A 19,154-nucleotide genomic window follows, 5' to 3' on the forward strand; every position below is an offset into this window, starting at 1 on the left:
GCCCAGCGCTGGAAGCCGCCCTGGAGGTTGACCACGTTCGTGTAGCCGAGATCGTGGAGCGCCTTGGCCGCGAGCATGGAGCGAAGCCCGGTCTGGCAGTACAGGACAATGGGCGTCGTCTGATCGGCCGCGGCCGTGCCGATGCGGAACTCGAGGAAGCCGCGGCTGATGTTGTTCGCGCCTTCGATCGAGCCGTCGCGGTACTCGTCTGGGTCACGCACGTCGATGACCACGACGGCCTCGCCCGCGTCGAGCCGCTTCTTGAGCTCGGCCGGCGGCTGTTCCGGGATGACCTGCCTGGCCTCGCCCAGCATCTCCTTCAACGTCTTCATGCGATCGCTCCTTGCGGCGGTTGCGTCTTTAGAATCTACAGGTTCATATTACCACCATTCCCGGTCGGAGCAGGGAAGAAGGCCCTCCTCCCTGTCGGAGCTGGAACAAGACTGCTATAATCGGCCGCGAAATGAAAGGGTTAATCCTCTCCGGCGGGCGCGGGACGCGGCTCCGCCCCATCACCTTCACCTCGGCCAAGCAGCTGATCCCGGTGGCCAACAAGCCCATCCTCTTCTATGGGATCGAGGCGCTGGCGGCTTCCGGCATCCGCGAGATCGGCATCGTCGTCGGCGAGACCCACCGGGAGATCCGTGACGCCGTCGGCGACGGCTCGCGCTTCGGCGTGTCGGTGACGTACATCCAGCAGGATGCCCCGCTGGGACTCGCGCACGCGGTCCTCGTCTCCGAGCCCTTCCTGGGCTCGGACTCCTTCTGCATGTACCTGGGCGACAACCTGATCCGCGAGAAGCTCGAGCCGCTCGTCACGCGCTTCCGCGACGAGAAGCCGCAGAGCCAGATCCTGCTCGCCCGCGTGCCCGATCCGACCCAGTTCGGCGTCGCCGAGCTTCGGGACGGCAAAGTGGTCCGGCTCATCGAGAAGCCCAAGGTCCCGCCGTCCGACCTGGCGCTGGTCGGCGTCTACATGTTCGACGCGACGATCTTCCAGGCGGTCAAGGCCATCAAGCCTTCGGCGCGCGGCGAGCTCGAGATCACCGACGCGATCCAGTGGCTCATCGACCAGGGGCACGTCGTCCGGCCGCACATCATCGAAGGCTGGTGGAAGGACACGGGCAAGCTCGAGGACCTGCTCGAGGCCAACCGCATCATCCTCGACACGCTCGTGCCGAGGACGGACGGCGTCGTCGAGGACTCCGACATCGCGGGCAAGGTCGTGGTCGAGGCCGGCGCGCGGGTGGTCAAGAGCACGGTGCGGGGGCCGGCCATCATCGGCAAGGGCGCCGTGATCGAGAACGCGTACATCGGGCCCTTCACCTCCATCGGCGACGGCGTCGTGGTGCGGGGCAGCGAGGTCGAGCACTCCATCGTCCTCGAGGGCGCCAGCATCTCGGACATCGGCGGCCGCATCGAGTCGAGCCTCATCGGGCGTAACGTGTCCATCCACAAGAGCGCGCGCAAGCCGAGGTCGTTCAACTTCATGCTGGGCGACCGCAGCGAGGTTGGGCTCGTCTGATGCGCCTCAACGACGACGCCCAGCGCGCCTACTTGGTGCAGGACTACGCCGCGCAGCCGGCCATCCAGGGCGTGGAGCTCGTCGACCTCAAGCGCATCGCGGACGACGGCGGGAACTTCACGGAGCTCGGGCGTCTCGGCGCCGGCATCCACGCGGCTTTCCAAGGCTTCGAGGTCAAGCAGATCAACTACAGCGAGCTGGAGCCCGGCGCGATCAAGGCCTTCCATATCCATCGGAGCCAGACGGATGCCTGGTTCGTCCCGCCCGGCGACAAGATGCTCCTGGTGCTGCTCGACGTCCGCGCGGGCTCGCCGACTTCGAGCGTCGCGCGCCGGCTGGTCCTGGGCGACGGCGCCTCGCGCCTCGTACGCATTCCGCCTGGCGTGGCGCACGGCGTGAGGAACCTCGCGGCGGCGCGCGGGCGGATCATCTATTTCGTCGACGCGCAGTTCCAGGCGGCCCCGGCCGAGTGCGACGAGGGGCGGCTGCCCTGGGACTTTGCCGGCGCCGGCGTCTGGGACGTCGTGCGGGGATAAGCCGCCCGTGAAGATCCTCGTGACGGGTGGGGCGGGCTTCATCGGCTCCAACTATGTCCGCCACGTCCTGACCAATCACCCCGAGGACGCGGTGGTCAACCTCGACAAGCTGACCTACGCGGGCAACCTCGAGAACCTCCGCGACGTCGAGAAGGACCCCCGCTACCGTTTCGTCCACGGCGACATCTGCGATCGCGCCGCCGTGGACGAAGCGATGGAAGGGACGGCGGCGGTCGTCCACTTCGCCGCCGAGACCCACGTGGACCGCTCGAACGCGGGCGCCGGCGAGTTCCTCAAGACCAATGTCAGCGGCACCTTCACGCTCCTCGAGGCCGCGCGGGAGCGGAAGATCGGGCGCTTCCTCGCCGTCGGGACCGACGAGGTGTACGGGAGCATCGCCAAGGGCGGCGCGCGCGAGCTCGACCCGCTGAACCCGTCCAATCCCTACTCGGCCTCCAAGGCCGCGGCCGACCTCCTCGCCAAGGCGTACTGGATCACCCACCGCCTGCCCGTGGTGATCACGCGCAGCAGCAACAACTTCGGCCCGTACCAGTATCCGGAGAAGGTCATCCCGCTCTTCATCACCAACGCGATCGAAGACATGCCGCTGCCGCTCTACGGCGACGGGAAGAACGTGCGCGACTGGCTCTACGTCCTCGACAATTGCGCGGCCATCGACCTCGTCCTCCGCAAGGGCAAGGACGGCGAGATCTACAACATCGGCGGCAGCCACGAGGCCGAGAACGTGGTGCTGACCCGGCAGGTGCTGCACCTCCTCGGCAAGCCCGAGAGCCTCATCACCCCGGTGGCCGACCGGCCGGGCCACGACCGGCGCTACGCGCTCGACTCGACCAAGGTCCGGACGCTCGGGTGGAAGCCGGCGCATCCCTTCGCCGCCGCCCTCGAGGCGACCGTGGCGTGGTACAAGGGACACGAGGCGTGGTGGAAGCCGATCAAGTCCGGCGCCTTCCGCGCGTACTACGAGAAGCAGTACCTGACCGCAGTTCGAGCTGAGACAAGATAGCCATGCGCCGCTCCGTCCTGATCGCCGCCGTCCTGCTGCTGGCGCTCCCCGCGCTGCTCGTCGCGGCGCCGAAGGGCGGCGCGCCCCGGCCGGACCCGAACCGAATCTCCTCCCTCCCGTCTCATATCGAGCGCGTCGCGCCGTCCATCGTCGGCATCCACGTCGAGGTGCCCCCCGACCGGTCGTCCGTGGCGACGCTCGGCGCCGAGCGCTGGGGCAGCGGCGTCATCTTCGACCAGGCCGGGTACGCGCTCACGGTGAGCTATGTCCTGCTGGACGCCGCGTGGATCGACGTGACGCTCCGCGACGGGCGCAAGGTCCCGGCCAAGCTCGTCGGTCTCGACCTCGAGTCGGGGCTTGGAGTCGTCAAGCTGGACGGGCCCGGGCCCTGGCGGGCGGCCACGCTCGGCGACTCGACCCGGATGGCGGTCGGAGACCTGACGGGCACCGTGGGTCTCGACGATGACGGCCAGCTCGTAGCGGTGCCCGGCAAGGTCCAGGAGATCAAGCCCTTCGCCGCCTCGTGGGAGTACATGCTCGACCGCGCGATCCTCGTGGCGCCCTACAGCCCGGCCTTCGGCGGCGCGGCCCTGGTAGATGCGACCGGCGCCGTCGTGGGCATCATCTTGCTGAGACTCGGGGAAGCGCCCTTCGTCAACCTCGCCGTCCCGATCGAGCAGTTCCTCGGCGGCAAGCAGGAGCTGATCGCCAAGGGCCGCGTCGAGAGCCGCCGCCCGCGGCCGTGGATCGGCCTCTACACGCGAGAGCTCGTGGGCGGGGGCGTGGTCGTGGCGGGCGTCTCGCCCATCGGACCCGCGCGCACGGCGGGATTCCGCCCGGGCGACGTCATCGTGCGCGTCAACGGCGCCGAGGTCTCGAGCCAGGCGGAGTTCTACCGGCGGCTCTGGCTTGGCGTGATCGGGCAGGACGTGCAGCTCGTGGTCATGCGCGCCGCACGCCTCGAGGCGATCACCGTGCGCCCCGTGGACCGTTACCGCCTCCTCAAGACCGGCGACCGGTAGCGGGCCCACGATGCGTGGCGTGGACACTTACCAGGGGCGCGGCCTCATCGCCGACCCCATCCATCAGTACATCCTCTACACGCGCCCCGACGGCATCCCCGGCGAGGCGACGGAGCAGGACCTCCTCGACTCGCCCTGGATGCAGCGGCTCCGGCGCGTGCCGCAGCTCCAGTCGGCGCGCTGGGTCTTCCCGGCCGCCGAGCACAGCCGATTCCAGCACTCGCTGGGGGCGATGCACCTGGCGGGCCGCTTCGCCCAGCAGCTGCACCCCTCGCTCAAGGCCGAGTTCCCGGACGCCCCGTCGGCGGCGCTCCTGGAAGAGCTGCTGCGGATGTCGGGGCTCCTCCACGACATCGGACATGGGCCCTTCGGGCACTTCTTCGACGACAACTTCCTGGTGGATTTCGGTCTCACGCACGAGATCGTCGGCCAGCGGATCATCCGCGAGCAGATCGCCGACCTGATCCGCGGGCTCAGGCGCAGCCCATCGGCGCCGTTCGAGACCGGCGAGGCGATCAACCCCGATTGGATCTGCTACCTCATGGGCAAGGACCGGACGCGGCCCGAGGCCGAGCACCCGCGCTGGCTCGCCCACCTCAAGCCGCTCCTCAGCGGGATCTACACCGCCGATAACATGGACTACGTGCTCCGCGACTCGTACATGTGCGGCGTGGCCGTCGGGCCCATCGACATCGAGCGGATCATCTACTACTCGTTTTTCAGCGACAAAGGGTTGACGCTCGACCGCGGGGGCATCCAGGCGTTCATCATGTTCCTGAACGCCCGCTTCTACATGTACACCAACGTCTACTATCACCGGACCACGCGAGGCATCGACCTGCACCTGAAGGAGATCTTCCGCGATACCATCCGGCTCATGTTCCCCTACGATCTCAACAAGGACCTGGCGCCCTATCTCCACCTGACCGAGTGGACGCTGCTCGAGGAGGTCGCGCGCTGGCAGGACGCCGGCGATCCCGAGCGCAAGACCCTCGGCCAGGAGTGGCGGCACATCCTCGACCGGCGCCTGAAGTGGCGGATGTCCCACGAGGTCGTCCTCGATCTCTTCGAGCCGCGCAGGGGGTTCGGCTTCATGAAGGCCGAGGAGGTCGAGCAGCGCGTGCGCGAGCTCCTGCCGGCGGGGATGCGGGACTTCCCGTTCAAGATCGACATGGCCCAGCAGGACCCGCGGCCGCTCAACCCCATCGGGATGCAGGACCGCCAGATCTACGTCTACGACTCGGCCACGCGCTCCGTATCGGCGGAGCCGCTCAAGGAGCTGCTCAAGTACCTGCCCGGCAAGGTCGCGCAGTGCCGCATCTTCGCCAAGACCCACGAACACGATCAGGCGCTTGCGAAGGCGCTCAACCAGGCGCTCGGAGAAGAGCGCCCCGCCCACCCGACCAACCTCTAGTCGCCAACCTCTAGACCTGAGGGCTCACCGATGGACACCTATCGCGGCGTCGACTACTACGGCATCGAGGCCTTGCTGACGGAAGAGCAGCGGATGGTGCGGGACGCCGTCCGGGACTGGGTGGAGAAGGAGTTCGTGCCGATCGTGAGTCGGCACCACCGCGACGAGACGTTCCCGCTTGAGGTGGCCAAGCCGCTGGGCGAGATGGGCGTCTTCGGCGCCACGCTCAAGGGCTACGGCTGCGCCGGCCTCGACAACGTCGCGTACGGGCTCATCATGCAGGAGCTCGAGCGCGGGGATTCGGGGCTGCGCTCCTTCGCCTCGGTGCAGAGCGGCCTCGTCATGTACCCGATCTACGCCTACGGCTCGGAGACGCAGAAGGAGAAGTGGCTGCCGCGACTCCAGTCCGGACAGTCGCTCGGCTGCTTCGGGCTGACCGAGCCGGATCATGGATCCGACCCGGGTTCCATGGCGACGCGCGCCATCAAGAAGGGCAACGAGTACGTGCTCAACGGCACCAAGCTCTGGATCACCAACGGCTCGGTCGCCGAGGTCGCCGTGGTCTGGGCCAAGGGCGACGACGGCGAGATCGGCGGCTACCTCGTCGAACGCGGCACGCCCGGCTTCTCGACGCTCGACATCCACGGCAAGTTCTCCATGCGTGCGTCGATCACGTCGGAGCTCGCCTTCGCCGATTGCAAGATCCCGCTCGAGAACAAGCTGCCCGGCGTCAAGGGGCTCAAGGGACCGCTCGGCTGTCTCTCCCAGGCGCGCTACGGGATCGCGTGGGGGGCGATCGGCGCGGCCATGGGCTGCTACGACTGGGCGCTCCAGTACTCCCAGCAGCGCATCCAGTTCGGGAAGCCGATCGGCTCGTTCCAGCTCGTCCAGCAGAAGCTCGTCTGGATGATCACGGAGATCACCAAGGCCCAGCTCTTGTGCCTGCGCCTGGGCCAGCTCAAGGACGAGGGCAAGGTCAGGGCGCAGCAGATCTCCATGGCCAAGCGGAACAACGTCCAGATGGCGCTCGACACGGCGCGCCTGGCGCGCGACATCCTGGGCGCCGCCGGCATCGTGGACGAGCACCCGATCATCCGCCACATGATGAACCTGGAGACCGTCAACACCTACGAGGGCACCCACGACATCCACACGCTGATCATCGGACGCGACATCACGGGTCTCGACGCTTTCGGCATGTGAGCGCCGCTCCGGGCGCGACCCGGCGACGTGGCGCGTGCGTCAGGCGGGCAGCGCCGCGTAGAGCTCGACGGTGTGGCCGTCCGGATCCTTGACGCAGAAGCAGGGCGTCGCGCCGCCCACCTCGCCGAAAGGCTGGAGCCCCGCCTGCTCCGCCTCGCGGCGCGCAGCCTGCAGAGCCTCGCGCGTGCTGCCGACGCAGAAGGCGACGTGGTAGAGGCCGGGCGCTCCGGCGGGAAGAGGCTTCGCCTCGATGCGCGCCACCTCGAGCGAGACGTCGTGGTGGTGGGCGCCGGCGGAGAGGAAGACGATGCGCCCATCCTTGCCGCGACCCGTCTCGCGGAGGCCGAGAACGTCTCGATAGAACCGAACGGATGAACCGAGGTCGCGCACGAAGAGGGAAACGTGTCCCAACTCGCTGACTCGCATGGCGGCGGTAGTGTAGCATAGGGGTCTATGACGCCCGACTCGAGCGCGCCAGCGGTTGCCGTTCCGGGCCGCGCCGTCGCAGCGCCCGCCGACAAAGCGAGGCCGAACTACAAGCTGCTCGGGCTGCTCGCGCTCGGGCATCTCGTCATCGACACGAACCAGGGCTCGCTCCCCGCGCTCCTGCCGTATCTGAAGACCGCGCTCGGTCTCACGTACACGGCGACGGGCGTGATCGTGCTCATGGCCAACATCACGTCGTCGCTGATCCAGCCGTTCTTCGGTTTCCTCGCCGACAAGACGGCGCGGCGGTGGCTCCTGCCGCTGTCCGTGTTCCTCTCCTCGGTGGGCATCGCGCTGAGCGGCGTGGCGCCGTCCTACTACGCCGTGCTGGCGCTCGTCATGATCAGCGGCTTCGGCATCGCCGCGTACCACCCCGAGGGTTATCGCACCGCGACCCAGGTCGCCGGGGAGCGCAAGGCGACGGGCGTCTCCATCTTCTCGACCGGCGGCAACATCGGCATCGCGGCGGGACCGCCGTTCATCACGCTCCTCCTCACGGGCTTCGGCATGCCCGGCACCCTGGGCATGTTCCTGCCGGGGCTCCTCGTGGCGGGGCTCCTCATGGCCGTGCTGCCGGGGCTGTCGCGGCCGCTGCCGGGGCGCGCGCAGGGCGCGGCGTTGGCGCCGAAGACCATGGTGGGAGGCATGAGCCTGCTCGTGCTCGTCGTCTCCATCCGGTCGTGGACCCAGCTCGGGTTCACGACGTACATGCCGTTCTACTACCTCGAAGTCCTCAGGGGCGACCCGCGCATGGTCGGCACGCTCCTGGCCGTCTTCCTCGGCGCGGGCGCCGTGGGCACGCTCATCGCGGGACCGATCTCGGACCGGGTCGGCCACCGCCGCTACATGGTCAGCGTGTTCTTCCTTGCCGCCCCACTCGCCGTGGCGTTCCTGCTCGTGAGCGGCGTGTGGACCTTCGTGTTCCTGGCCGCCCTCGGGTTCGTCCTCGTGTCGACCTTCACGGTCGCCGTCGTGCTGGGGCAGGCCTACATGCCGCGCAATCTTGGGATGGCCTCAGGGCTCATCGTGGGCTTTGCCATCGGCGCGGGCGGCGTCGGCGCCACCGCGCTCGGCTGGGTCGCGGACCACTGGGGCTTGTCCTCGGCGCTGTGGATCTCGGCGCTCATGCCGATCCTGGGCTGCGCGGTCTCCCTGACGCTGCCCGAGCCGCGCTCGCGCTGACCTGAGCCTGCCCGTGAGCCTCCTCTCCCACTTCCAGGATGGCGAGCAGACGCTGCTCATCGACCAGCGCGGCAAGCGCCATCTCATCCTGTTGCGAAAGGGCGAGACCTTCCACTCCGACCGCGGGTGGATCAAGCACGAGGACATCATCGGCCGGCCCGACGGCTCGTGGGTGCGCACATCCAAGAACACGCGCTGCCTCGCGGTGCGCCCAACGCTGGCCGAGTACGTGCTCGACATGCCGCGCGGCGCCCAGGTTATCTACCCGAAAGACCTTGCGATGGTGCTCTTCTGGGCCGACATCTTCCCGGGCGCGCGCGTGCTCGAGGCGGGGATGGGATCGGGCGCGCTGACGCTGGCGCTCCTGCGCGCCGTCGGGCCCGAGGGCAAGGTCATCACGTACGAGCAGCGCGAGGACTTCGCGCGGCGCGCGCTCGCCAACATCAAGATGCGCATGGGCGAGGTGTCGAACCTCGCGGTCCGGCTGCGGCCCGTGGAGGAGGGGCTCGCCGAGGAGGAGCCGGTGGATCGGGCCGTCTTCGACCTGCCCGAGCCGTGGCATCTGGTCGATTCCGTCACGCACGTGCTGCGCTCGGGCGGCGTCTTTCTCTCGTACGTGCCCACGATCATCCAGTCCCACCAGCTGTCCGAAGCGCTCCGCCGGCACCCCGGCTATTCGCTCGTCGAGACCTTCGAGACGCTGATGCGGCCGTGGAACATCGACGGGCTGTCGGTGCGTCCCTTCCACCGAATGGTCGCGCACACGGGCTTTCTCACCGTCGCGCGGCGCGTGGTGCCGGAGGAGGGTGGGGCGCAGCCTCACGTCGAGTATCCCGAGGGCCACTGAGTGCTGTTAAAGCGCTGGTTCGGACTTTGTCCCGCCGGAGCGACAGTGGGCGGCGAGGTCCGCGGGGGCCAGACCACCCTCATGGTCATGGCCTACATCATCTTCGTGACCCGGCCATCCTGGGCTTCGCCGGCATCCCGGCGCGCTTCGTCGCCTGGCCGGACTTCTCGAGCCTGGGCGCCGGCTTCGACCTCTCGATCTTCGCCCGCGTCGGGGTCCTGACCGCCATCGTCACGATCTTCTCCGTCATGCCCTCGGACTTCTTCGACACCATGGGCACGGTGATCGGGGTGGGCGCCGAGGCGGGATGGCTCACTCCCGACGGCAGGCTCCCGCGCCTGAATCGCGTCCTGCTCGTCGATTCGCTGGCGGCGGTGGCGGGCGCGTCGTCGGCAACGACCTACGTCGAGTCGGCGGCCGGCGTGGCGGCCGGCGCGCACACCGGCCTCGCCTCCGTGGTCACGGGCGGCTGTTTTCTCCTGGCGCTGTTCTTCGCTCCCGTGGCAGGCGTCGTGCCCGCCCAGGCGACGGCGCCCGCGCTGATCCTGGTCGGCTTCCTCATGACCTCGCTCGTCCGGGACATTCCCTTCGGCGGCCTCGAGGAGGGATTCCCGGCGCTCCTGACCGTGGCGCTGATGCCCTTCACGTACTCGATCACGGACGGCATCGGGGCGGGCTTCGTCGCGTACTGCGCCATCAAGCTCCTGCGCGGCAAGGGGGCGGAGGTCCACGGCATGATGTACGGAGCCGCGGCCGCCTTCCTCATCTACTTCGCGCTGCCCGCAATCCGCCCCCTCCTCCGGAATTAGCAGGCGGCTGAAAAAGGCCCATCTGCATCATTTAGCAAGAAGACTGTTGGGGCGCCCTCGGCCGCACGCTCGTGGCAGTTCGAGCTGAGGGGCGGAGCCCCGAGGCGAGGGCTGAGACAGTCGTACGCCTCGCGTGCGGAATCAACCCAGCCCTCGTCTCGCGACGGCACAGGCCGTCGCTCAACTCGAACAGCGGGGCGCCGCCTCGCATCTGGACCTTTTTGAGCCGCCTGTCCAACGCCCTCTAGCTCCTGTGGTAGGCTAGGTGCTCTGCCGCGTCGCCGGCTGAATCCGCTCTAAGAAGGAGGTCGCGTTGCTGATCGGAGCCATGCGGGGGTATTTCAGGGGGCTGAAGTTCGTCCTCCTGGTCGTCATCGTCGCGTTCATCGCCACGTCGCTCTTTTTCTACGGCTCAGGCCCCATGCGGGGGGACGGCGCGCGCTCGAACGCGCCGGCCACCGTCAACGGCGAGGAGGTTCCGGCCGCCCGCTTCCAGCGCATGCAGCGGAACCTCCTCGAGTACTATCGCCGCGCCTACCGGCAGGACATCACGCCGGAGATGGCGGAGCGCATGGGGCTGACCCAGCAGGTCATCAGCGACCTCGTCCAGGAGGCGCTCATCATCCAGCAGGCCAAGCGCGAGGGCATCACGGTCGGCGACGAGGAGCTGCGGCTCCGCATCCAGTCGATTCCCGCTTTCCAGGATGACGGGCGCTTTTCTCGCGACCGGTACCTGGCCCAGCTCAAGCAGGCCCGCATGGACCCCGGGGAGTTCGAGACCGAGGTGCGCCGGGACCTCGTGCGCCAGAGGATGGAGGCGCTCGTCAAGGACGGCATCAAGGTGTCCGACGCCGAGGTGGAGCAAACGTACATGACGCGCTTCGAGCGCGTGCGCGCGAACTGGGCCTCCATCGAGAGCGCGCCGCTCGTGGCCCAGATGACGGTCAGCGACGCCGACGCGGAAGCGTACGTGAAGACGCACGAGGCCCAGTTCAGCCGGCCGGAGCGTCGCCGGATCCAGTATGTCCTGATCGCCCCCAAGGCCTTCGCCAAGGCCGTGCCCGACGCGGACGCCGAGGCGTACTACAAGGAGCACCGGGCCGAGTTCGAGCGGCCCAAGCGGCTCAAGACGTCGCACATCCTGGTGCGCGTGCCGCCCACCGGCGGCAGCGAGGCCGAGAACAAGTCCAAGGCCAAGGTCGAGGAGGCGATCCGGCGCGCGAAGGCCGGCGAGGACTTCGGCAAGCTCGCCAAGGAGCTGTCGGAAGACACCGCGACGGCGCCCCAGGGCGGCGATCTCGGCTTCGTGGGCAAGGGCGAGATGGTGCCGCAGTTCGAGGAGGCGGTATTCGCGCTGAAGAAGGGGGAGATCTCGCCCCAGCCCGTGCGCACGCCCTTCGGCTACCACGCCATCATGGTCTCCGACGTGCAGGACGGCGGCGTCGAGCCGTTCCGCGACGCGGCGGCCAAGATCAAGGAGAAGCTCGCCGCCGAGCGCAGCGAGCGCGCCGCCCAGGCCAAGGCTGACGAGGCGCGGCCCGCATTGGCCGCGACCAAGGATTTCGCCGCTGAGGCGAAGAAGCTCGACGTCGATTGGAAGGAAGCGGTGGTTGCTAGGGGTGACGGGATCGAGGGCATCGGCCGCGACCCGCAGCTCGAGGAAGCGATCTTCGGTCTCGCGGTGGGCGGCGTGACACCGCCGATCAAGACCCCGGGCGGCTTCGTGATCACCCGCGTGGCCGAGTCCTTCCCGGCCGGTGTGCCGCCCTTCGCCGAGATCAAGGACAAGGCGCTGAACGCGGTCAAGCGCGAGCGCGCGGGGGTCCTGGCCGAGGAGCGCGCCAAGGCCTTCGCGGCGAGCGTGGGGACCGGCGACTTCCTGGCCGCCGCGCGTCGCGACAAGCTTGCTGCCGGCGAGACGCAGCTCTTCTCGCGCGGCGAGCCTCCGAAAGACAAGGAGGCGCTGCCGGGCGCGGTGCTGCTGGCAGCGCTCCACACCCCCACCGGCGCGATCTCCGAGCCCGTGCGGACCGGCACCGGGTTCTACGTGGTCAAGACGATCGAGCGGCGCGCCGCCGATCTCCAGGGCTTCGACAAGGTGCGCGACCAGGTGCGAGTTCAGCTGCTCGAGGCGAAGCGGAACCAGGCGTGGGAGCGGTGGATCAAGGCGCTCTTCACGGGCGCCAAGATCCAGGTGCAGGGCGAGACGATCCCGGAGCGGTAGAGAGACACGCATGTCCATCCAGCGCACGCCCATGACGCGCGAAGGGCACACCCGCCTCAAGGAGGAGCTCGACCGCCTCAAGCGCGTCGAGCGGCCCGCCATCACGAGGGCGATCGCCGAGGCCCGCGCCCACGGCGATCTCTCGGAGAACGCCGAGTACCACGCCGCCCGCGAGAAGCAGAGCTTCACCGAGGCGCGGATCAACGACGTCGAGTCCAAGCTGGGCGCGGCCGAGGTCATCGAGCCGCCCACCTCCGGCGACCGCGTCACGTTCGGTTCCACGGTGCGCCTCGAGGACGAAACCGGTAAGGGAAGCCGGTACCAGATCGTGGGATCCGAGGAGACCGATCCCGCCCGCGGCCGCATCTCCATCATGGCCCCGCTGGCGCGGACGCTGATCGGCAAGAAGGTGGGAGACACCGTAACGGCGGAGCTGCCGGGCGGCAAGAAGACCTTCGAGATCCTCGCCGCGAACTTTCCCTGGGACGAGAAAGCGTAGCCCGCGGCGCGGGCGCCTACCTTAGCGCGTCGCGCAGCTCGCGGGTCAGCGCTTCCACCGTTCCGCGCGTGCCGCCCTGGAGCTTGGTCTTCCACTCGCCCTCGGTCTCGAAGCGGCGGTCCTTCAGGCGGTCGCCCCAGGGCTTGACCGCCTCGCGGATCGCGTTGTGATCGAAGGCGTCGCGCTTGAGCTCCCGCGCCCGCGCCATGACGTCGGGCGCCACGCGGATGAAGGCGCGGAGCGCCGCGCCCGTCTTGATCGAGTACTTGCGCCCGGCCCACGCCAAGGGGAACACGCCCGCCACCGCCTTGATGTAGTTCAGGAAGAAGCGCTTGGCCCCCTGGCGCAGCTCGGTCAGGCGCGCCCCGCCGCCGATCTTCTCCACGGTCTCCAGGAAGTCCACGATCTCCTCGGCCAGCGGCGCCTGCGAGACGCGGCCGCGCCCGGTGCCGAGCATCTTGATCTCGCCGGCGAGCGGCGAGGTGTCGTCCTCGTTGAGCGAGCGGATGACGTCGTGGGCCAGCGCCTGGTTCGGGTCGGGGTAGAGCTTGCGGCCGGCCAGGCTCACGATGTGCGAGGGGTTGAGGCGCGTGTGCTTGGCGTTGATCGTCACGAACAGCTCGACGATCTGCCGCGCGTCGAGCCTGTCGAAGAGAACCGCGGGGACCTCGATGCTGAGATTCTCGCCCGCTTGCGTGAGCGCGTGGAGCGCCAGAAGCCTGTGCTGGCCGTCGAGCACGCGGAGCACGCCATGCTCCTCGGGGATCTGCAAGAGCCCCAGGTCGTGCTGGCTCGCCATCGGCGTGAAGGTGAAGCGTTTCTCGGAGGTGATGATGACCGCGCCCGGAATGGCGGGCAGGGTGCCCGCGTCTTTGCAATCCCTGTAGTAGGCCACGAGCTCGTCGATCTTGCGGCGGATGACCGGGCGCTGGTAGGCGGCCTCGCTCTCGCCGATCCGCTTCTCGAGCGCCTCCCAGTTCACGCGCGCGCGATTGCCCCGCGTGGCCTTGGCTGGAGGAGCGGCCGCGCCCGCGTAGCCCAGGACCTCGAACTTGACCAGGCGATCGATGTCCTTGGCCGAGAAAGAGGCCTGGAAGAATTCCACGCCAAACTGCTTCACGCGGTGCGCGGGAACGGTGATCATGACCCTCCTCCACCTTTCCTGAGGTCAGCGTGAGTTACTGGGTCCGAGCAGGCGATACTCTAATAGAAGGATAAACCCCTGTCAACATTTGCCTTTTTTGAGACTGCCCACTGGTGGAGACACCCTGTATGATGTGGTCTTGGGTAGCCTTACCCACAACCTGTGGGCAAGCTGGGGATGAGTCCTCTAACCTGGTGAAAAGATTGGGAAACGGCATCCGGAATCGGTGGATTGGCGACAAGTCGCGGATTTCCAAGCAAAAATGGGGGCAAATGAGGCCGTCCAAGCCATGACGGATGAACGCTCACTCAGTACCCTTCAGGATCGCGCCGCGGTGATCGATGTCGTGCTTGGCTTCGCCCGAGCCCTCGACGTCAAGGACTGGGCGGCGTGCCGGCGCTGCTTCGCGGACGAGATCGAGACCGACTACTCGGATCTGCGCGGCGAACCGCCGTCGACCGTCAAGGCCGATGACTTCGTCGCCCTGAGACGGGCGGCGCTCGAGAGGCTCAAGACGCTGCACCTGAGCGCCAACCACCTCGTCACCGTGGACGGCGACCGCGCCACGTGCGTGTCCGCCGCGGTGATACACCGCTTCCGGCCCGAGGACGGCGAGCGCTTCGACACCTACTGCGCCTACACCCACGCCCTCGTGCGCACGCCCGCCGGGTGGAAGATCAGCGCGGTCAAGCAGACCGTCTACTGGAACACGGGCAACCCCGACATCCACGCCGGCGCGCGGCGATAGGTCAGCGGGCCGGCGCCTTTCGAAGAAAGTCGAAGTCGCAGCCGGCGTCGGCCTGGAGCACGTGGTCCAGGTAGAGCTTCCGGTAGCCGCGCTCCGGCGGGATGACGGGCTTCCACGTTGCCCGCCGCTTCGAGAGTAGAGCCTCGCTCACCAGGAGATCGAGCTTCCGCTCCTTCACGCTCAGACGGATCCGATCGCCCGTCTCGACCTGCGCCAGCGGACCGCCCACGGCGGCCTCCGGCGTCACGTGGAGCACGATCGTGCCGAAGGCCGTGCCGCTCATCCGCGCGTCTGAGATGCGCACCATGTCCTTGACCCCAGCGCGCGCGAGCTTCTGTGGGATCGGGAGATAACCCGCCTCGGGCATACCCGGCGCGCCCTTGGGGCCCGCGTTCTTGAGGACGAGAATGCTCTCGGGCGTCACCGGCAGGGCAGGATCGTCGACGCGCGCCGCCAGGTCCTCGAGCGACTCGAAGACCACGGCCGCGGCCTCGGTCTCGAAGAGGCGCGAGTCCGCGGCCGAGCGCTTGAGGATGGCGCCGCCCGGCGCCAGAGAGCCGAAGAGGGCGCAGAGCCCCCCCACGGCCATGATCGGCTCGGTGCGGGCGCGGATCACCGAGCGGTCCACGTAGCGCGGGGCCGCGTCGAGCCGCGCGCCCAGCGTCTCGCCCGTGACGGTCAGGCAGCCGAGGTGGAGCTGGGGCCGCAGCTCGGCGAGAACGGCGCCCAGCCCTCCCGCGTTGAAGAAGTCCTCCATGTAGAAATCGCCCGAGGGCTTGAGGTCCACCAGCACCGGCGTCTCGTCCGAGATCCGGTTGAGCCGCTCGAGGGAGATCGGCACGCCCACGCGGCCCGCGATCGCCGTCAGGTGGATGATGGCGTTGGTCGAGCCGCCGATGGCGAGCAGCACGCGGAGCGCGTTCTCGATCGCCTCGGGCGTGAGGACACGATCGGGAGTGAGGCGCGAGGCGGCCAGCCGCACCGCGGCCTCGCCCGTCGCCTCGGCGGCGCGCAGCCGGTCCGCGTGGACGGCGGGGATCGCCGCCGTCCCCGGCAGCGTCATGCCGAGGGCCTCGGCGAGGCAGGCCATGGTGCTGGCCGTGCCCATGACCGCGCAGGTGCCCGCCGTCGTCGCGAGCCGGCTCTCGATTCCTTCGATCTCGTCCTTGGAGATCTGGCCGGCGCGGTAGCGCGCCCAGAAGCGGCGGCAGTCGGTGCAGGCCCCGAGGCGCTCGCCCTCCCAGCGCCCCGTCATCATGGGCCCCCCGACGAGCTGGATGGCAGGGACACCGGCGGACGCCGCGCCCATCAACTGTGCCGGCACCGTCTTGTCGCAGCCGCCGACGAGGACGACGGCGTCCATCGGCTGCGCGCGCACCATCTCCTCGACGTCCATGGACATGAGGTTGCGGTAGAGCATGCTGGTCGGCTCGAGGAAGACTTCGCCCAGCGAGATCGTCGGGAAGTCCATCGGCAGGCCGCCCGCCGCGAGAACGCCGCGCTTGACCGCATCGATCAGCTCGGGGAAGTGGCGGTGGCAGTTGTTGAACCCGCTGCCCGAGTCCGCGATGCCGACGACGGGCTTGGCGAGGCTCTCGGCCGAGTAGCCCATGGACCGGGCGAACGATCGCCTGAGATAGAGCGCGAAATCCCGGTCGCCGTAGTTGGTCAGCCCGCGAGAAAGTCCCTGGTCCATGTCTCGCGCTCCGTCAGAAGAGGCCCGCGGCGCCGGCAAGGGCGCCAAGGCCGAAGATGAAGAAGAGCCCGGCCGCGACCAGGCGCACCCAGCGGAACGGCACGACGCGGTCGAGCCTCGTGGCCGCGAACACGGCCACACCGTCCGCCGCCAGCATGCCCGCCGTGGTGCCCGCCGTCACGAGCGCCGTCGAAGCGTAGCGCGCGCCCAAGGCCACGGTGGCGAGCTGGGTCTTGTCGCCCATCTCGGCGAGAAAGAAGATCACGATCGTCGAGAAGAGCGGCCCCCAGCCGGGATGCTGCCCCGGCTCCTCCGCCGTATCAGGGAAGAGCGTCCACACGCCGAAGCCGATGAACGTGACGCCGAGCAGCAGCGCGAGCGCCCAGGGCTGGATCAGACGCGCCACCCACACGCCGGCAGTGGCCGCGAGGGCGTGGTTCAGCAGCGTCGCCAGCAGGATCCCCAGCATCACCGTCCACGGCCGGCGGTAGCGCGTCGCCAGCGAGAAGGCGATCAGCTGCGTCTTGTCGCCCATCTCCGCCAGCGCCACGACGGCGAAAGAGGTCCACAGCGCGGTCATCCCGCCGATGATACCGCGCCGGCCGCCACGCGCTACCTCAGCTCGGGGATCACCCAGAGGGGCTTGTCACCCCGCACCACACGCTGGACATTGTCGAAGGCGTTCCTGAAGGCCTTGGTCCAGTTCTCCCAGGTCGGCCCCGCCGAGTGCGGCGTGAAGGTGACGTTCTCGAGACCGAAGAGCGGGTGGTTGATGAGCGGCGGCTCCTCGACCATGACGTCGAGGCCCGCCGCGGAGATCTGCTTCGAGAGCAGCGCGTGGCGCAGCGCCTCTTCGTCCACGACGGGGCCGCGGCAGGTGTTGATCAGGATGGCGTCCTTCTGCATCATCGCGAACTCGCGCGCGCCCATCATTTTGCGGGTCGCGTCGTTCAGCGGCACGTGCAGGCTGACCACGTCGGAGGTCTGGAGCAGCTCGGGGAAAAGGGTGAACTTGACGCCCAGGGCGTCCTCCTGGTCCTCCGTGAGCCGGACGATGTCGTAGTACTGGATGTCCATGTCGAAGCCGGCAGCGCGGCGCACGACCTTCTTACCGATGGTGCCGAGGCCTACGATGCCGAGCTTCTTGCCCGCCAGCTCGTAGGTCCGCGTGGTGGAGAAGTCGCCGACCCGCCACTTGCCGTGCGTCACGTTGACGTGGTGCCAGGCCATCTTCTTGTAGACAGCCAGGATCAGCATGAGGGTGTGCTCGGCGACGGCAACGGAGTTGGAGCCGCCGTTATTGGCGATGGGCACGCCGGCCTTCTTCGCTGCGGGTACGTCGATCCTGTCGTAGCCCGCGCTGATCAGCTGGACCAGCTTGAGTCCCGACCCGGCCTTGAAGAAGGCCTCACCCATGCCGGCCCGCGGGAACCCGACGTAGTACTCGGCGCCCGCCACGTGCTTGAGGAAGTTCGGGTCGTCGTGCTCGGTGACGACCATCTCGAAGCCCCCGGGGATCATTGAGCGGGCGGTATCCATAATGGGGTCGGGCATCTTCGGGGCGAAGACGATCTTGGTGGCCACAGGACTCTCCTTTGATGCGGGTGCTAGGTCTTGGGTGGGAGCAGCATGTAGGTGGCGCGCCCGACGGCGACGAGCTTGCCCGCGCCGTCGGTGATGCGGGCCTCGCCGAAAGCGATGGAGCGCCCGCGGCGCAGGAGCCGTCCCTCGGCGACGATGTCGCCGTCACCCGCCGCGGCGAGGAAGCTGACGTTGAGGTCGAGCGTGGTCTGTCCGACGCCGCCGGCGGCGTTGTCGTGGGTCGTGCCGAGAGCGCCGCCGACGGCCATGTCCACGAGCGCGCTCAGCACGCCGCCGTGCACCGGGGCGCCGGCCGCGTTCCGGAGCCCGTCCCCTACGGGCACGCGGAGGCGCACCCAGCCCTCGCCGGCGTCGTCGACCTGGACGCCCAGGTAGCGCCAGAAGAGATTGGCCTGGGCGCGCTCGCGGGTGAGGGTCAGGAGGTCGGCGGGCATGGAGGCCTAGTTATACCGAAAACCCGCGCGAGACTCAATCGCAGCGCGGCGATGCCCGCGGCGACAGTGCCCGCGGCGACAATGGTAGACTCCTGACTTGGCCCGGGAACCGCTCGGACCAAGGAGGACACATGGCAATCAGGATCGGCATCATCGGGGCAGGGGCCATCGGCTCGATCGTCGGCGGCATGCTGACGAAGGCCGGCCACGACGTCACGCTCATCGAGCAGTGGCCGGAGCACGTCGAGGCAATGAAACATGTGGGCCTCCGGCTCTCGGGCACCTGCGGCGAGCACGTGGTGCCTGTCAAAGCGCTCCACATCCACGAGGTGCAGAGCATCCGCGAGCCCTTCGACGCTGTCTTCATCTCGGTCAAGAGCTACGACACCGAGTGGGCAACCGCCATGGCGGTGGCCAATCTCCGCCGGCCGGACGGCGTGGTCGTGGACTTCCAGAACGGGATCAACGACGAGCGCGTGGCGGCGGTGGCGGGCAGGGAGCGGACGCTCGGCTGCGTCATCACGATCAGCGCGGGCATGTACGAGGCGGGCCATGCGATCCGCACCGACAGAGGCGCCATCGGCTTCAAGATCGGGGAGCACGACGGCAAGGACACGCCGCGGGCGCGGGAGATCGCGCGCATCATGAACGACGTCGCGACCAGCAAGGTCACGACCAATCTCTGGGGCGAGCGCTGGTCCAAGCTGGCCGTCAACTGCATGGTCAATCCAATCTCCGGCCTGTCCGGCTTCGATTCGG

Annotated in this window: 19 protein-coding genes and 1 pseudogene; 13 read left to right on the forward strand and 7 right to left on the reverse strand. The window is 68.6% G+C overall.

The features are described from left to right. Nucleotides 1-8: 8 nt before the first annotated feature. A pseudogene (locus Q7W02_11160) lies at nucleotides 9-314 on the reverse strand (rhodanese-like domain-containing protein). 149 nt (nucleotides 315-463) lie between these two features. Here Q7W02_11160 and Q7W02_11165 point away from each other — a divergent pair. Genes Q7W02_11165 through Q7W02_11190 form a run of 6 tightly spaced genes read left to right on the forward strand, consistent with a single transcriptional unit; the run spans nucleotide 464 to nucleotide 6,724 of the window. Then, entirely contained in the window at nucleotides 464-1,525 is a 1,062-nt protein-coding gene (locus tag Q7W02_11165) for a glucose-1-phosphate thymidylyltransferase (protein ID MDO8476723.1), read from the forward strand. Next, entirely contained in the window at nucleotides 1,525-2,061 is a 537-nt protein-coding gene (locus Q7W02_11170) for a dTDP-4-dehydrorhamnose 3,5-epimerase family protein (protein MDO8476724.1), read from the forward strand. The genes Q7W02_11165 and Q7W02_11170 overlap by 1 nt, the downstream gene beginning before the upstream one ends. Before the next feature lie 7 nt (nucleotides 2,062-2,068). Next, a complete protein-coding gene (gene rfbB / locus Q7W02_11175) occupies nucleotides 2,069-3,085 on the forward strand; it encodes a dTDP-glucose 4,6-dehydratase (protein MDO8476725.1) in 1,017 nt (338 codons plus the stop codon). 2 nt (nucleotides 3,086-3,087) lie between these two features. After that, a complete protein-coding gene (locus tag Q7W02_11180; GenBank protein MDO8476726.1) occupies nucleotides 3,088-4,107 on the forward strand; it encodes a S1C family serine protease in 1,020 nt (339 codons plus the stop codon). A 19-nt stretch (nucleotides 4,108-4,126) separates the two neighbouring features. Next, nucleotides 4,127-5,521: an HD domain-containing protein gene (locus Q7W02_11185; protein MDO8476727.1), complete on the forward strand. Its 1,395-nt coding sequence runs from the start codon at nucleotides 4,127-4,129 to the stop codon at nucleotides 5,519-5,521. Between the two features lie 30 nt (nucleotides 5,522-5,551). Next, a complete protein-coding gene (locus Q7W02_11190) occupies nucleotides 5,552-6,724 on the forward strand; it encodes an acyl-CoA dehydrogenase family protein (GenBank protein ID MDO8476728.1) in 1,173 nt (390 codons plus the stop codon). Between the two features lie 39 nt (nucleotides 6,725-6,763). Here the strand turns inward: Q7W02_11190 and Q7W02_11195 are convergent, their stop codons facing one another. Continuing rightward, entirely contained in the window at nucleotides 6,764-7,150 is a 387-nt protein-coding gene (locus tag Q7W02_11195; GenBank protein MDO8476729.1) for a VOC family protein, read from the reverse strand. A gap of 27 nt (nucleotides 7,151-7,177) precedes the next feature. Between Q7W02_11195 and Q7W02_11200 the strand changes: the two genes are divergently transcribed. The 5 genes from Q7W02_11200 (at nucleotide 7,178) to greA (ending at nucleotide 12,771) form a co-directional block, all read left to right on the forward strand. After that, entirely contained in the window at nucleotides 7,178-8,392 is a 1,215-nt protein-coding gene (locus tag Q7W02_11200; protein ID MDO8476730.1) for an MFS transporter, read from the forward strand. A gap of 13 nt (nucleotides 8,393-8,405) precedes the next feature. Further along, on the forward strand, nucleotides 8,406-9,239 hold the full coding sequence (locus tag Q7W02_11205; GenBank protein ID MDO8476731.1) for a tRNA (adenine-N1)-methyltransferase: 834 nt from the start codon (nucleotides 8,406-8,408) through the stop codon (nucleotides 9,237-9,239). 26 nt (nucleotides 9,240-9,265) lie between these two features. Next, complete coding sequence (locus Q7W02_11210) at nucleotides 9,266-10,048, forward strand: NCS2 family permease (GenBank protein MDO8476732.1); 783 nt, start codon at nucleotides 9,266-9,268, stop codon at nucleotides 10,046-10,048. Nucleotides 10,049-10,361: 313 nt separating this feature from the next. Further along, complete coding sequence (locus Q7W02_11215; protein MDO8476733.1) at nucleotides 10,362-12,272, forward strand: peptidyl-prolyl cis-trans isomerase; 1,911 nt, start codon at nucleotides 10,362-10,364, stop codon at nucleotides 12,270-12,272. Between the two features lie 16 nt (nucleotides 12,273-12,288). Beyond that, nucleotides 12,289-12,771, forward strand: a complete 483-nt coding sequence (gene greA, locus Q7W02_11220; protein ID MDO8476734.1) for a transcription elongation factor GreA — start codon at nucleotides 12,289-12,291, stop codon at nucleotides 12,769-12,771. A gap of 16 nt (nucleotides 12,772-12,787) precedes the next feature. Here the strand turns inward: greA and Q7W02_11225 are convergent, their stop codons facing one another. Beyond that, complete coding sequence (locus Q7W02_11225) at nucleotides 12,788-13,915, reverse strand: DGQHR domain-containing protein (protein ID MDO8476735.1); 1,128 nt, start codon at nucleotides 13,913-13,915, stop codon at nucleotides 12,788-12,790. Between the two features lie 289 nt (nucleotides 13,916-14,204). Between Q7W02_11225 and Q7W02_11230 the strand changes: the two genes are divergently transcribed. Next, nucleotides 14,205-14,663, forward strand: coding sequence for a nuclear transport factor 2 family protein (locus Q7W02_11230; protein MDO8476736.1), 459 nt, complete (start codon nucleotides 14,205-14,207; stop codon nucleotides 14,661-14,663). 1 nt (nucleotide 14,664) lies between these two features. Here Q7W02_11230 and Q7W02_11235 read toward each other — a convergent pair whose 3' ends face one another. From Q7W02_11235 to Q7W02_11250, 4 genes are read right to left on the reverse strand one after another with little or no spacing between them, the layout of a single operon-like run. Further along, nucleotides 14,665-16,359, reverse strand: coding sequence for an IlvD/Edd family dehydratase (locus Q7W02_11235; GenBank protein ID MDO8476737.1), 1,695 nt, complete (start codon nucleotides 16,357-16,359; stop codon nucleotides 14,665-14,667). Between the two features lie 13 nt (nucleotides 16,360-16,372). Beyond that, nucleotides 16,373-16,939, reverse strand: a complete 567-nt coding sequence (locus Q7W02_11240; protein MDO8476738.1) for a TMEM165/GDT1 family protein — start codon at nucleotides 16,937-16,939, stop codon at nucleotides 16,373-16,375. A 32-nt stretch (nucleotides 16,940-16,971) separates the two neighbouring features. Then, entirely contained in the window at nucleotides 16,972-17,943 is a 972-nt protein-coding gene (locus Q7W02_11245) for a 2-hydroxyacid dehydrogenase (GenBank protein MDO8476739.1), read from the reverse strand. 23 nt (nucleotides 17,944-17,966) lie between these two features. Beyond that, nucleotides 17,967-18,395, reverse strand: coding sequence for a PaaI family thioesterase (locus tag Q7W02_11250; GenBank protein ID MDO8476740.1), 429 nt, complete (start codon nucleotides 18,393-18,395; stop codon nucleotides 17,967-17,969). A 131-nt stretch (nucleotides 18,396-18,526) separates the two neighbouring features. Here Q7W02_11250 and Q7W02_11255 point away from each other — a divergent pair. Continuing rightward, a partial coding sequence (locus tag Q7W02_11255; protein MDO8476741.1) for a 2-dehydropantoate 2-reductase N-terminal domain-containing protein occupies nucleotides 18,527-19,154 on the forward strand: 628 nt, incomplete at its 3' end.

The organism is Candidatus Rokuibacteriota bacterium (genome assembly GCA_030647435.1).
Lineage (GTDB): Bacteria > Methylomirabilota > Methylomirabilia > Rokubacteriales > CSP1-6 > AR37.